The following is an 11,832-nucleotide window of genomic DNA, read 5'->3' on the forward strand; positions in this document are numbered from 1 at the left end:
CCTCGTCGCCGTACCGGGAGGGGTTACGGCTGAGGCGTGGCGTGCGGCGCGCAGGTCACGTCCTTGCCGTCCAGCTTGCCGCCGAGCAGGTAGGCGTCGACGCGCTGGTTGATGCAGGAGTTGACCAGGCTGGTCACGCCGTGGGAGCCCGCGTCCTTCTCGGTGATCAGGCGGGAGCCCTTGAAGCGCTGGTGCAGTTCGACGGCGCCGCCGTAGGGGGTGGCGGCGTCCCGGGTGGACTGCACGATCAGCACCTTCGGCAGGCCCTTGTGGGTCTTGACCTCGACCGGGGTCCGCTGCTTGGCCGGCCAGGTGGCGCACGGCAGGTTCATCCAGGCGTTGGCCCAGGTCATGAACGGGTGGTCCGTGTGGAGCCGGGTGTTGTCCCGGTCCCACTTCTTCCAGCTGGTGGGCCACTTGGCGTCGGTGCACTCGACGGCCGTGTAGACGGCGTTGGAGTTCTCCGAGGCGATGTTGCCCGCGGTGTCCGACAGGTCCGGGGCGGCCGCGTCGACGAGCGCCTGGGTGTCACCGGCGTAGTACTTGCTGAAGACGGTCGCGACCGGCACCCACGAGGAGTCGTAGTACGGCGCGCTCTGGAAGAAGGAGATCAGCTCGGCCGGGCCGACGACCCCGCCGACGGGGTTCTTCTTGGCGGTGGCGCGCAGCTGGAGCCACTTGTCCTGGACGGCGGCACGGGTGGTGCCGAGGTGGAAGGCGGCGTCGTTCGCGGCGACCCAGTCCTCCCAGTCCTTCCAGCGGCCCTCGAAGGCGACGTCCTGGTCCAGGTTGGCCTGGTACCAGATCTTCTCCCGCGAGGGGTCGACCACGCTGTCGACGACCATGCGGCGCAGGTGGCCCGGGAAGAGGGTGCCGTAGACGGCGCCGAGGTAGGTGCCGTAGGAGACGCCGAGGTAGTTGAGCTTCTTCTCGCCCAGCGCGGCGCGGATGACGTCGAGGTCGCGGGCGGTGTTCGGCGTGGTCATGTGCGGCAGCATCGCGCCGCTGCGCTCGGCACATCCTTCGGCGTACTCGCGGGCCAGCTTGCGCTGCGCGGTCTTGTCGGCCTCGGTGTCGGGCACCGGGTCGGCCTTGGGCGCCTTGACGAACTCCTGGGCATCGACGCAGGAGATGGGCGCCGAGTGGCCGACGCCGCGCGGGTCGAAGCCGACGAAGTCGTAGGCCTTGGCGACGTTCGCCCAGATGGCGTTCTTGGTGGTGACCCGGCGCGGGAAGCGCAGGCCGGAGCCGCCGGGGCCGCCCGGGTTGTAGATGAGCGCGCCCTGGCGCTCCTTCTTGGTGCCGGTGTTGCCGATGCGGTCCACGGCGAGCTTGATCTGCTTGCCGTAGGGGTGGGCGTAGTCGAGCGGCACACTGACCCAGCCGCACTGGATCGGCTTCTCCAGCCCCCAGCCGTCGGGGCAGTCCTGCCAGTGGATGCCCGCCTTGGCGGCCCGGGCGGCGGCTGTCTCGGCGCCCTTGGCCTCCCGGTCCTGTCCGTGCCGGCTGTCGGCGCTGGCCGCGGGAGCCGACACGGCGCCGGCGATCAGGGCGGCGGTGACGAGCGCTCCGGCCGAACCGAGCGCCAGCAGGCGGCTCTTCGGTCTGTTCTCCCTCAAGTGGGCCCTCCCCGTACGTCGCTGCGAGTGGTCAGGCGGGGATCCTCTCGGCTGTGGGCCACCCGAGAACAGGGGTTGCCCCCCTTCTTTACCAATCCGATAACCGGACGATCATGTCTCGCTGAGCGGAAGGTCACTTCGGCAGACGGCATTCATGAGGGCCGTCACAGCTCCATGGCGATCCCCCACACCAGCGCGGCGACGCTCGCGAACGGGGCCAGCAGCAGCACGAAGAAGGCGGGGCCGGTGAGCTGCGCGGGGTCCCGTTGCCCGGCTTCCCGCCACTGCCCGTAGCTCCAGGCCACGGCCACGAAGAGGACGATCAGCAGCCAGTACGGGCCACTGTGCCGGTACAGCTGCACCGCGCCGACCGCCAGACACAGGTACGAGAAGAGCGCGATGTGGGCGGGCTTCATGCCGTAGAGCGTCAACGGTCGTACTCCTTCTGTCGTTCAGGGCGTGTGTTCCGTTGCGATGGGAGCGCTCAGGGTCCGCCGTAGCCGCCGGACTCGTCCTCGGGATCCTCGGTCACGTACAGGGAGGGCCCCAGGCGCGCCGCCAGTTCGTCCCCGAAGAGGCGCGAGCGTGCCACGCTGCCGTCGTCCGCCGCCCTCAGCGCCGCGTAGAAGGCCATGGTGATCCAGTCGCCGGGGTGGTGGTGGAAGACCTCGACGGTGTCGCCCGGATACTCGGCGCGCAGTCGGGCGACCGCATCCGCGTCCGTCCAGGCGCCGAGGCCGCTGATCACCGCGGTGAGCCGGCCGGGCTGATGCCGCCACACCCGGAGGTGCGCGCCGTTCACCACGCCGAGCCCCGGCCACGGGGACTCGTCGCGTATCAGATCCGGGAAACCGCCGTCGCCGGTCACGTCCGAACCCCCGTTTCCCCTTTTCGCGGTCGGCGTGCCGCTCCACCATGCCAGGCCGACGGCGCCGAAGGCGACCGTGCGGTCGACCTGGACACGCCGCTAACCGAGCAGCGCCCGCGCCTCGTCCAGCAGCCGCCGCAGCAGCAGCGCGTCGGGGGCCACCGCACTGACGAGGGCGGCCGGGCCGGCGAGCGGCACCAACGCGGCGCACTCCCCCAGCATCCGGGCGGCGACCGGCTGCTCGGCGAACTCCGGTCCGACGACCACCACCTGGCCCACGGCGCGGTGTCCGGCGAGCACGGCCGGCCCATCCCAGCCACCCGGCGCGCCGGGCCCGCAGGCCAGTTCCTGGTCCAGCACGGTCCGCCCGGCGATCCGTACGGTCAACCGGCTGGTGAGCCGCCCGGGTTCCTCCCCCGTCCGCCCGAGCACCTGCTCCTCGCGCAGTACGAGCCGCGCCCCGGCGCCGAGTTCGGCTCGAGTGGTCACGTACAGGTCGCTGCCACCGGCCGAGATCAGCTGCTCCGGCAGCCAGTGCAGTTCGGCGCCGCGGGCCACGTCGAGCCGTACGTCGTACCGGGCCTCGCCCTTGGCCTGGCCCGGCAGCGCGATGGTGGCGGCGGCCGAGCCCACGTGCAGCCGGGCTCCTTCCTCCACACGCGCGTGCAGCGTGAAGCGGTCGCCGCCGAGCGGGCCGCTCATCGCGCCGACGACCATGACCTTCGCCTCGGCGCCGCTCGCCCGGGTGCGGCGCAGCGCCAGCGGCCCCTCGCCGTCCAGCACGGGCAGCGCCGTACCGCCGCGGCCGTCGGCGCGGGCGACGATCCGCGCGCCCGCCCGGACCCCGGTGGCCGTCATGCCGTCCACGCGGCAAGCCGCCGCCGGACCCACGCGGCCACCTCGGCGACCCCGGCGCCGCTGCGCAACGACTGGAAGACGACGGGGAGTCCGGCCCGCTGTGCCGTGGCGTCGGCGGCCATCCGGGCGAGGTCGGAGCCGACGTACGGGGCGAGGTCCGTCTTGTTGACGACGAGCAGGTCGGCGGTGGTGACGCCGGGGCCGCCCTTGCGCGGGATGTCGTCGCCGCCGGCCACGTCGATCACGAAGATCTGTGCGTCCACGAGCCCCTTGGAGAAGGTCGCGGTCAGGTTGTCGCCGCCGGACTCGACGAGGATCAGGTCCAGTGGACCGACCGCGTCCTCCAGATCCTCGACGGCTTCGAGGTTGGCGGAGATGTCGTCGCGGATCGCGGTGTGCGGGCAGGCGCCGGTCTCCACGGCGGTGATCCGCTCGGGCGGCAGCACGGCCTCCCGGAGCAGGAACTCGGCGTCCTCACGGGTGTAGATGTCGTTGGTGACGACCGCGAGGGAGAGCTGCTCGCGCAGCGCCCGGCAGAGCGCGGCGACGGTGGCGGTCTTGCCCGATCCGACGGGCCCGCCGAGCCCGATGCGCAGGGCACGCCGGCTTCCGTCCGGGCGGTGGGCGTCCGCGCCGAGTGCGGGGGGGCCGGGGTGGGTGTGGTCGAGGTGCATGTACGGCTCCTTGTGCGAGAGGCCTTGTGCCGGCGAGGGCCCTCTTCGTCCGGGCGGGTCGGTGGGCGGGCGGGCGATGTCAGGATGCGAACAGCCGCACCGGCCAGCCGGCGTGCCACTCCGCGCCCACCTCCAGCAAGGGCCCGGAAGCGGCGGACAGTGCGTCGACACCCTCGGCGGCCACTCTCCGCGCCGCCACCACCGCCGCGTCCGCGACACCATCCAGCTCCGGCGCCAATCGCGCCAGCACGCCGGTCGCGTCGAACGGGTCGAGGCTCAGCAGCCGCACCGTGGCCGTGGCCGGCCCGCTCACACTCTCGTACGCCGCGCAGTACGCCGCGTCGTCGGGCCCCAGCCCGGCTGCCCGGGCTACGAGGCCGAGGACGACCGGCTGGTGCGCCCCCTTGGGGAAGTCCCGTGCCAGGGCGTCGAGTTCTGGCGAGGGCCAACTCGCCCGTGCCGCCCGCATCAGCTGCCGTCCGAGGCGGCGCGCGGCGGCCCGCAGCGCGGGCGAGGGCGTCCGGGCGTCCGCGGCGGCGTCCAGCTCCCGCGGTGGGGACCCCAGTGCGGCGGCAGCCGCCAGCGCACCCGCCACGAGGCCGGCGGTGTGCATCCGGCCCCGGCAGAAGTCCTCCAGACTCGCGGCGGACGTGATGCGGCCCGCCTTGACGGCGGCCTCCGCCCCGCCGGAGTGCGCGTGCCCTCCGGCGGGGAAGCGGCCGTCGGCCAGGACGAGCAGTGCTGCCCTGGACATCAGAAGAGGAAGTAGCGCTGGGCCATGGGCAGTGTGGCCGCCGGGGTCGCCTCCACCAGCTCACCGTCGATGTGCACGGCGAAGCTGTCGGGGTCGATCCGGACGTCCGGCCGGGCGTCGTTCTCGCGCATGTCGGCCTTGGTGACCTGGCGCGTCGACTCGATCGCCACGAACCGCTTGCCGAGCCGCAGTCGCTCCGGCAGCCCGTCCTCGATCGCCGAGGGGGCGGCGAAGTTGACGGAGTTGGCGGCCGGGGCCCGGCCGATCGCGCCGTACATCGGGCGGGGCAGGATCGGCTGCGGGGTGGGGATGGAGGCGTTGGCGTCGCCCATCTGCGCGTACGCGATCTGCCCGCCCTTGATGACGAGGAGCGGCTTGACCCCGAAGAACGCGGGCTCCCACAGCACCAGGTCGGCCAGCTTGCCGGTCTCGACGGAGCCGATCTCGGCGGCGAGGCCCTGGGCGAGCGCCGGGTTGATCGTGTACTTGGCGACATACCGCCGCACCCGGTGGTTGTCCGCCCGCCCGTCACCCGGCAGCGCTCCCCGCCGGCCCTTCATCACATGGGCCGTCTGCCAGGTACGCAGGATGACCTCGCCGACGCGGCCCATGGCCTGGGAGTCGGAGGAGATGATCGAGATCGCGCCGAGGTCGTGGAGGATGTCCTCCGCGCCGATGGTGGACGGCCGGATGCGGGATTCGGCGAACGCCAGGTCCTCCGGGACCGCCGGGTTGAGGTGGTGGCAGACCATCAGCATGTCGAGGTGTTCCTCGGCGGTGTTGACGGTGAACGGCCGGGTCGGATTGGTGGAGCTGGGCAGCACGTTCGGCTGGGAGACCACGGTCATGATGTCCGGCGCGTGCCCGCCGCCCGCACCCTCGGTGTGGTACGAGTGGATGCCCCGGCCCGCGATCGCGGCGAGGGTGTCCCCGACGAAGCCGGCCTCGTTCAGCGTGTCGGTGTGGATGGCGACCTGGACGCCGGTGCGGTCGGCGACGGTGAGGGCGGCGTCGATGACGGCCGGGGTGGAGCCCCAGTCCTCGTGCAGCTTGAGGCCGACGGCGCCGCCGCGGATCTGGGAGAGCATCGCCTCGTGCGAGACGGTGTTGCCCTTGCCGAGGAGGCCGACGTTGACCGGGTGGGCCTCCATGGCCTCCAGCATCCGGGCCAGGTGCCAGGGGCCGGGCGTCACGGTGGTCGCCTTGGACCCTTCGGCGGGGCCGGTGCCGCCGCCGACCAGGGTGGTGATCCCGGAGGCCAGCGCCTCGTCGGCGACCTGGGGGCAGATGAAGTGGACGTGCGCGTCGATGGCGCCGGCCGTGAGGATCCGCCCGTTGCCCGCGATGATCTCGGTCTCGGGACCGATGACCAGGTCGGGGTGGACGCCGTCCATGGTGTCGGGGTTGCCGGCCTTGCCGATGGCGGTGATCCGGCCGTCGCGGATGCCGACGTCGGCCTTGACGATGCCCCAGTGGTCGACGATGACCACACCGGTGATCACGGTGTCGGGGGTGCCCTCGGCGCGGGTGGCCCGGGACTGGCCCATGGACTCGCGGATGACCTTGCCGCCGCCGAAGACCGCCTCGTCCCCGCAGGCCCCGGGGCCTCCGGAGCGGTCCTCCTCGATCTCGATCAGCAGGTCGGTGTCGGCGAGCCGGACGCGGTCGCCGGTGGTGGGGCCGAACAGATCGGCGTAGGCGGCGCGGGAGATCTCAGGCATCGAGAGCGCCCCCGGTCTCCCCGCGCAGGCCCGGCACGATCCGGGCACCGGCCAGGGGTACGAGTTCGACGTCGGCGGGGATGCCGGGCTCGAAGCGGACGGCGGTACCGGCGGCGACGTTCAGCCGCTTGCCGCGGGCGGCGGCGCGGTCGAACCGGAGGCCGGGGTTGGCCTCGGCGAAATGGTAGTGGGAGCCGACCTGGACGGGCCGGTCGGCGGCGTTGAGGACGGTCAGGCGGGTGACCTCGCGGTCCTCGTTGCAGATGACGGGGTCGTCGGCGAGCAGGATCTCTCCGGGAATCATCGGTGGCTCCTCAGATGATCGGCTCGTGGACGGTGACGAGCTTGGTGCCGTCCGGGAAGGTGGCCTCCACCTGGACGTCGTGGATCATCTCCGGGACCCCGTCCATGACGTCGCCTCTGGTGAGGAGCTTGCGGCCGGAGGACATCAGCTCGGCGACGGTGCGGCCGTCCCGCGCGCCCTCGAGGATGTGCGACGTGATGAGGGCGACCGCTTCCGGGTGGTTGAGCTTGAGCCCGCGGGCCCGGCGCTTCTCGGCCACGTCGGCCGCCACATGGATCAGCAGCCTCTCTTGCTCGTGCGGGGTCAGTTGCACGTCCCACCTCACAGTCCTTGCTCCGGACCGTGCGGGGTCCGGTTGCCGCAGCCACCGCGACGGGGAGAGGTGTAGCACGCAGACAAATCCCCGGATCGACGTCAATCCGGACAGAAAAGCCCCTGGTGGCGTGGATCGGCAGGCTAGAGCGCCGGAGTTTCAGCGACGTTAACCAGACCTTGATCCACTCATGACCGCGCGATGGCCTCCCGCATACCGGCGCGGCTCAGGACGCGCCGGGCCTGCCATGCTCTGCCGCGATCCCGAACCGCCGCTGTCCACGCGGGGTGGAACCGACGTCGCGGACCCCCGACACCGTGCTGACGATCTGCTCCTCGGCCGGCTCCTCGAGCGCGTCGAGCCGCTCCAGATCGGCGGCCGAGACCAGGGCGACCAGCGGCTTGCCGTGTCGCGTCACGACGACGCGCTCGCCGCCGTACACCACCCGGTTGATCAGGTCGGCGAGTTCAGCCCTGGCTTGCGTCACCGGAATCTCGTAGGCCATGCCCCCATCATAACGTCACGTACGTCCTGTACATTTTTTACAGAAGCTGAGCCCATGAGGGGCCGCGCCATGAGGAGGGGTATGCCCATGTCCCGACCGTCCGCCCGTTATGTCCTGCCCGAGTTCACCGAGCGCGGCGGGTCGGGGGCGCGCACGCTCGATCCGTACGGGAGGCTCTTCGAGGACCGGGTCGTCTTCCTCGGGACCCCGGTCGACGACACGGCCGCGAACGACGTGATGGCGCAGTTCATGTACCTCGAACACGCCGCCCCGGACCGGGACATCACGCTGTACATCAACTCGCCGGGCGGTTCCTTCAGCGCGCTGACAGCGATCTACGACACGATGCGGTACGTGGGTTGCGACGTGGCGACCTACTGCCTGGGGCAGGCCGTGTCCGTCGCCGCGGTGCTGCTCGCGGCCGGCACCCCGGGCAAGCGGTTCACGCTGCCCGGCGCCCGCGTGGTGCTCGAACAGCCCGCGCTGCCGGAGCCGGTGCGCGGCCAGCCCAGCGATCTGCTGATCCAGGCCGGGGAGTTGACCCGGACCCGCGCGCTGACGGAGCAGATGCTCGCACGGCACACGGGGCGCACAGCGGAGCAGGTGCACCTGGACCTGGAACGGGACTTGGTCCTGGACGCGCCCGCAGCGCTGGCGTACGGCCTGGTGGACGGCGTCGTGCCCAACCGCCGGCCCTTGCCCGGCGCATCGGACGCGAGGTGAGCCCGGATGCAGCCGCAACTGCCGCCGCTGCCCCCGCTGACGCGCGCGGAGGGCGATCTGATCGACGGTTACCTGGCGGCGGTCGACCTGCTGGGCCGGATCAACCCGGCTCGGCACGGGGACACCTACCGCGGTCTGCGTGCGGCACAGGCCCTGGTGCGCAAGGCGGCGGAGTTGCGTGACGCGCTCGCGCTGATGCACCAGCGGGGCGAGACGGAGCTACACGGGGGCACGCTGGCACGGGCCTTGCGCGTGCTGGACGGAGAGCGCCGTACCGCGCGCGTCGCGCTCCCGCCCGACTGCGTCGGCTGACCCGGACACACGTCCGGCCCGGCGGGGCCCTCATGTCGACGTGTCGTTCGGGCCGCGGTTGAAACGGCCCGAACGACGTACGCCCGACCGGTGTATATCCGGATCGTTTTCCGGGCGTCCCGACTTGCGCGCGAAGCCGGTCCGAGGCTCACCAAGAAGCGCTCCGCCCCAGGTCCGGGGCTACGACGGGGAGCTGACGGTGTCTCGAACACAGCGCGGTCCACCCGAACGGGTGAGTGGTGAGTAACGCCACAAATCCCCGATTCCATTGGGATTTTCGGACAGCCGTGAGTGAAGATCCGTGACTGACGACAAGCCCCCGCCACAGCGGCGGGGCGGTCCGGGCGGACGCCGAGTCCTGCCGCCGCCCGGATGACCGGTCGACAGGAGTGGATCGGCAGGAGTGGAGGACCCAAGCAAGGCGGGTCGCCGGGACGGATGTTCGTCTGCTCGTCGCAGACGGCCGGATGTTCCGAGCAGCCCTTGGGGTGAAGCCGCGGCAACGCGGCCGGGCAACTTCGCCAGCCCGAATCCGACAGGTCATCCTTCACAGGCGGCTGACGAAGGGTTGCGCATGACTGCGCTCAATCGTGTCCCGTCGCTGATGGCCCGGGCCGGCACGGCCTCGGCCCTCACCCTCGCCGCCGTGGGCGGCTCGATCGCGGTACCGGGCCTCGCCACCGACGCCTCGGCCGCGACCACGGCGACGAAAGCACTACAGGTCGCGGCTTCCAAGAAGGGTGCCCCGTACAGCTACGGAGCCACCGGGCCGCGCCGGTTCGACTGCTCGGGGCTCACGCTGTACTCGTTCAAGAAGGCGGGCAAGAAACTGCCGCGTACCGCCGCCCAGCAGTACAACAAGACGCATCACATCTCCGCCAGGAGCCGTAAGGCGGGCGACCTGGTCTTCTTCCACTCGGGCTCCAGCGTCTACCACGTCGGCATCTACGCGGGCCACGGCAGGATATGGCACGCCCCCAGGACCGGCGACGTGGTGAGGCTGCAGAAGATCTGGACCAGAAGCGTCTGGTACGGCCGCGTCAGCTGACCCGCCGTCAGGGCAGGAGCGGCTCCAGCAGCAGGGCCGCTCCCAGTACCGTCAGCGCCACCCCGGTGCCCGCCTGAAGCCCACGGGCGGCCCGGGGCCGGCGCAGCCATCGGCCGAGCCGGTCCACCAGCAGGACGACCACCTGGAACCACAGGAGGGCCAGCGCGCACACGATCAGCGCGAGCAGCAGCGTCCTGGGCAGGGCGGTGCTCCCCGAGGGCACGAACTGCGGCAGCAGGCTGAGGAACGTCAGCGAGGCCTTCGGGTTGAGCACGTTGGTGACGAAGCCCTGCCGCAGCGGGTGCGCCGCCTCGGCCGCGGCCTCCTGTGAGGTCCGGTCGGGCCGGCGCAGCGCCCCCAGGGTGCGCGCACCGAGGTGCAGCACATAGGCGCCGCCCAGCAGCTGGAGCGCCCGGAACAGCGCCGGTACGGCGACCAGCACGGCCGCGACCCCGGCCACCGCCAGGGTGGTGTGCACCAGCAGTCCGCCCGCGATGCCGAGCCCGCAGACCGCGCCCGCGCGGCGGGAGACGAGCGCGTTGCGGACGACCACGGTGAAGTCGGCGCCGGGCATGGCGACCAGTCCGGCGGCGATCCCGGTGAAGGCGATGAGCTGTCCGTCCATGCCGCCAGCCTGCCTCGGCAGGGCCTTCAGCAGGTATTTCGGTTCCGGATGGTTGGCCTTAAGCAATGCTTTAGCCTTACTTCATGTACGACCCCACTCGGCTGGCCGCGCTCGTGGCGGTCGCGGAGGCCGGCTCGATCACCCGGGCCGCCGACCGGCTCGGCTACACACCGCCCGCCCTCTCCCAGCAGCTGGCCAAACTGGAGCGGGAGGCGGGCGCGGCCCTGCTGGTGCGCCACCACCGCGGGGCCCGGCTGACGGAGGCCGGCGAGGTGCTGGTGGCTCGGGCCCGCCGGGTGCTCGACGAACTGGAGCAAGCCCGGCACGAACTCGCGCGGCTGACCGGTCTCACCGGCGGCGCGCTGCGGCTCGGCACCTTCCCGACGGCGGGAGTGCACCTGCTGCCACCGGCGCTGAGCGCCTTCCGCCGGGCGCATCCGGACGTGACGCTGTCGGTCGCGGACTACGATCCGCCGGCCGGGGTGGCAGCGGTGGCGGCCGGCGAGGTGGACTTGGCGCTGACCCACACCTACCACCCGTCCGAACCGGTTCCCGTTCCGTCCGCGGTGCGTCTGGAGCCGGTCCTGGTGGAAGAACTGGTGCTGGTGACCGCGCCGGGGCACGCGCTGAGCAGTGCCTCCTCCCGGCTGCCGCTCGCGGAGCTTGCGGGGCAGCCGCTGATCAGCATGGCGCCGCACCATCCGGCCCGGCGGGAGATCGAGGCCCTGCTTGCCGGGGCCGGGGCCACGCCGGCGCTGCTGGTACCGACGCCCGGGTACGCCGTGGTGTGCGCGCTCGCGAGCGCCGGGCTCGGGGTGGCCGTCGTACCGGAGATGGTGGCGCGCACGGCGACCACGCCGGTCGGCGTGCGCCCCTTGGCGGACGGCCGCCTGCGTCGCACGATCTCGGTGGCCTACCGCTCCGGCGAGACCGCTCCGGCCGCGGATGCCTTCCGGGCCCTGCTGCGGGGGGCCTTCGGCCGGGCGGGCCGGAGTACGGGGACCTGAGGGCCAGGACTCTCAAGGCGTGTCCAGGGTCAGGGGTCCTGCTGCCCCGCCGCCGTGACCCGCTCGGGCGGGATCGCCCAGGGCAGTTCGATGGAGACCGTCTTGCCGCCCTCGCGGGTGGGGCGGATGCGGAGTCTGCCGCCGCACTCCGCGGTGAGGCAGCGGATGATGACCAGGCCGCGCCCGTTGTCCTGCTGGACGGCGGCGGGCAGTCTCTTGGGGAAGCGGGGATGACTGTCCGTGACACCGATGCGCAGGTGTTCGTCACGGTCCAGCGCGATGTCGACCGTGAAGGTGGGTGACTGACCGAAGGTGTGCTGTACGGCGTTGGTGGCGAGTTCGGAGACGATGAGCCGCACGGCGTCGGCCACGTCGGTGTCCGACGGCAGGCCCCACTCCGCGAGGGTCCCCACGACGTAGGTGCGGGCGGCGGAGACCGAGGCGGGATCGCTCGGCAGAGTGACGGATGCTTCCAGATGGTCTGCCATGGCGACGTCGTCC

General features: G+C 72.1%; 16 protein-coding genes and 1 riboswitch. Of the genes, 4 read left to right on the plus strand and 12 right to left on the minus strand.

The features are described 5' to 3' along the window. Positions 1 to 23 precede the first annotated feature (23 nt). The 10 genes from ABZ079_RS17230 to ABZ079_RS17275 all read right to left on the minus strand — a co-directional run bounded on the left by ABZ079_RS17230 (position 24) and on the right by ABZ079_RS17275 (position 7,616). Positions 24 to 1,619: an alpha/beta hydrolase gene (locus ABZ079_RS17230; protein ID WP_356940261.1), complete on the minus strand. Its 1,596-nt coding sequence runs from the start codon at positions 1,617 to 1,619 to the stop codon at positions 24 to 26. Positions 1,620 to 1,783: 164 nt separating this feature from the next. After that, positions 1,784 to 2,050, minus strand: a complete 267-nt coding sequence (locus tag ABZ079_RS17235; RefSeq protein WP_356940262.1) for a hypothetical protein — start codon at positions 2,048 to 2,050, stop codon at positions 1,784 to 1,786. 53 nt (positions 2,051 to 2,103) lie between these two features. After that, the gene (locus ABZ079_RS17240; protein WP_356940263.1) at positions 2,104 to 2,487 is read right to left on the minus strand and encodes a hypothetical protein; all 384 of its coding nucleotides are present in this window, start codon (positions 2,485 to 2,487) and stop codon (positions 2,104 to 2,106) included. A gap of 99 nt (positions 2,488 to 2,586) precedes the next feature. Further along, complete coding sequence (locus ABZ079_RS17245) at positions 2,587 to 3,345, minus strand: urease accessory protein UreD (protein WP_356940264.1); 759 nt, start codon at positions 3,343 to 3,345, stop codon at positions 2,587 to 2,589. Next, positions 3,342 to 4,019 carry an urease accessory protein UreG gene (ureG, locus tag ABZ079_RS17250; RefSeq protein ID WP_356940265.1) on the minus strand — a complete coding sequence of 226 codons (678 nt, stop codon included), beginning with the start codon at positions 4,017 to 4,019 and terminating at the stop codon, positions 3,342 to 3,344. The genes ABZ079_RS17245 and ureG overlap by 4 nt, the downstream gene beginning before the upstream one ends. A 79-nt stretch (positions 4,020 to 4,098) precedes the next feature. Continuing rightward, entirely contained in the window at positions 4,099 to 4,773 is a 675-nt protein-coding gene (locus ABZ079_RS17255) for an urease accessory UreF family protein (RefSeq protein ID WP_356940266.1), read from the minus strand. Then, positions 4,773 to 6,494: an urease subunit alpha gene (locus ABZ079_RS17260; RefSeq protein WP_356940267.1), complete on the minus strand. Its 1,722-nt coding sequence runs from the start codon at positions 6,492 to 6,494 to the stop codon at positions 4,773 to 4,775. Before ABZ079_RS17260 ends, ABZ079_RS17255 begins: the two co-directional genes overlap by 1 nt. Beyond that, positions 6,487 to 6,798, minus strand: a complete 312-nt coding sequence (locus tag ABZ079_RS17265) for an urease subunit beta (RefSeq protein WP_356940268.1) — start codon at positions 6,796 to 6,798, stop codon at positions 6,487 to 6,489. Before ABZ079_RS17265 ends, ABZ079_RS17260 begins: the two co-directional genes overlap by 8 nt. A 10-nt stretch (positions 6,799 to 6,808) precedes the next feature. After that, positions 6,809 to 7,111: an urease subunit gamma gene (locus tag ABZ079_RS17270; RefSeq protein ID WP_356940269.1), complete on the minus strand. Its 303-nt coding sequence runs from the start codon at positions 7,109 to 7,111 to the stop codon at positions 6,809 to 6,811. A 226-nt stretch (positions 7,112 to 7,337) separates the two neighbouring features. Continuing rightward, positions 7,338 to 7,616, minus strand: a complete 279-nt coding sequence (locus tag ABZ079_RS17275; protein WP_356940270.1) for a type II toxin-antitoxin system Phd/YefM family antitoxin — start codon at positions 7,614 to 7,616, stop codon at positions 7,338 to 7,340. An 87-nt stretch (positions 7,617 to 7,703) separates the two neighbouring features. Between ABZ079_RS17275 and ABZ079_RS17280 the strand changes: the two genes are divergently transcribed. The 3 genes from ABZ079_RS17280 (at position 7,704) to ABZ079_RS17290 (ending at position 9,699) form a co-directional block, all read left to right on the plus strand. After that, positions 7,704 to 8,339 carry an ATP-dependent Clp protease proteolytic subunit gene (locus ABZ079_RS17280; protein WP_356940271.1) on the plus strand — a complete coding sequence of 212 codons (636 nt, stop codon included), beginning with the start codon at positions 7,704 to 7,706 and terminating at the stop codon, positions 8,337 to 8,339. A gap of 6 nt (positions 8,340 to 8,345) precedes the next feature. Further along, complete coding sequence (locus ABZ079_RS17285; protein ID WP_356940272.1) at positions 8,346 to 8,651, plus strand: hypothetical protein; 306 nt, start codon at positions 8,346 to 8,348, stop codon at positions 8,649 to 8,651. 339 nt (positions 8,652 to 8,990) lie between these two features. Then, a riboswitch (cyclic di-AMP (ydaO/yuaA leader) is annotated at positions 8,991 to 9,222 on the plus strand. Positions 9,223 to 9,225: 3 nt separating this feature from the next. Then, entirely contained in the window at positions 9,226 to 9,699 is a 474-nt protein-coding gene (locus ABZ079_RS17290) for a C40 family peptidase (protein WP_356940273.1), read from the plus strand. A gap of 7 nt (positions 9,700 to 9,706) precedes the next feature. On the opposite strand, the gene ABZ079_RS17295 is transcribed toward ABZ079_RS17290, so the two are convergent. Continuing rightward, positions 9,707 to 10,324 (minus strand): LysE family translocator, encoded by a 618-nt coding sequence (locus ABZ079_RS17295; protein ID WP_356940274.1) that lies wholly within the window; start codon positions 10,322 to 10,324, stop codon positions 9,707 to 9,709. 83 nt (positions 10,325 to 10,407) lie between these two features. Between ABZ079_RS17295 and ABZ079_RS17300 the strand changes: the two genes are divergently transcribed. Then, positions 10,408 to 11,331 carry a LysR family transcriptional regulator gene (locus ABZ079_RS17300; RefSeq protein ID WP_356940275.1) on the plus strand — a complete coding sequence of 308 codons (924 nt, stop codon included), beginning with the start codon at positions 10,408 to 10,410 and terminating at the stop codon, positions 11,329 to 11,331. 29 nt (positions 11,332 to 11,360) lie between these two features. On the opposite strand, the gene ABZ079_RS17305 is transcribed toward ABZ079_RS17300, so the two are convergent. Continuing rightward, positions 11,361 to 11,819 (minus strand): ATP-binding protein, encoded by a 459-nt coding sequence (locus tag ABZ079_RS17305; protein ID WP_356940276.1) that lies wholly within the window; start codon positions 11,817 to 11,819, stop codon positions 11,361 to 11,363. Between the last annotated feature and the right edge of the window lie 13 nt (positions 11,820 to 11,832).

Origin of the sequence: Streptomyces sp. NPDC006314 (genome assembly GCF_040613075.1) — a bacterium.
In the GTDB taxonomy this organism is placed as follows: domain Bacteria; phylum Actinomycetota; class Actinomycetes; order Streptomycetales; family Streptomycetaceae; genus Streptomyces.

Bases quoted from the DNA above. Each gene is read 5' to 3' on its own strand.
- ureG (WP_356940265.1), bottom strand. From the start codon at position 4,019: ATGCACCTCGACCACACCCACCCCGGCCCCCCCGCACTCGGCGCGGAC.
- ABZ079_RS17245 (WP_356940264.1), bottom strand. From the start codon at position 3,345: ATGACGGCCACCGGGGTCCGGGCGGGCGCGCGGATCGTCGCCCGCGCC.
- ABZ079_RS17280 (WP_356940271.1), top strand. From the start codon at position 7,704: ATGTCCCGACCGTCCGCCCGTTATGTCCTGCCCGAGTTCACCGAGCGC.
- ABZ079_RS17260 (WP_356940267.1), bottom strand. From the start codon at position 6,494: ATGCCTGAGATCTCCCGCGCCGCCTACGCCGATCTGTTCGGCCCCACC.
- ABZ079_RS17275 (WP_356940270.1), bottom strand. From the start codon at position 7,616: ATGGCCTACGAGATTCCGGTGACGCAAGCCAGGGCTGAACTCGCCGAC.
- ABZ079_RS17265 (WP_356940268.1), bottom strand. From the start codon at position 6,798: ATGATTCCCGGAGAGATCCTGCTCGCCGACGACCCCGTCATCTGCAAC.
- ABZ079_RS17295 (WP_356940274.1), bottom strand. From the start codon at position 10,324: ATGGACGGACAGCTCATCGCCTTCACCGGGATCGCCGCCGGACTGGTC.
- ABZ079_RS17285 (WP_356940272.1), top strand. From the start codon at position 8,346: ATGCAGCCGCAACTGCCGCCGCTGCCCCCGCTGACGCGCGCGGAGGGC.
- ABZ079_RS17305 (WP_356940276.1), bottom strand. From the start codon at position 11,819: ATGGCAGACCATCTGGAAGCATCCGTCACTCTGCCGAGCGATCCCGCC.
- ABZ079_RS17290 (WP_356940273.1), top strand. From the start codon at position 9,226: ATGACTGCGCTCAATCGTGTCCCGTCGCTGATGGCCCGGGCCGGCACG.
- ABZ079_RS17255 (WP_356940266.1), bottom strand. From the start codon at position 4,773: ATGTCCAGGGCAGCACTGCTCGTCCTGGCCGACGGCCGCTTCCCCGCC.
- ABZ079_RS17300 (WP_356940275.1), top strand. From the start codon at position 10,408: ATGTACGACCCCACTCGGCTGGCCGCGCTCGTGGCGGTCGCGGAGGCC.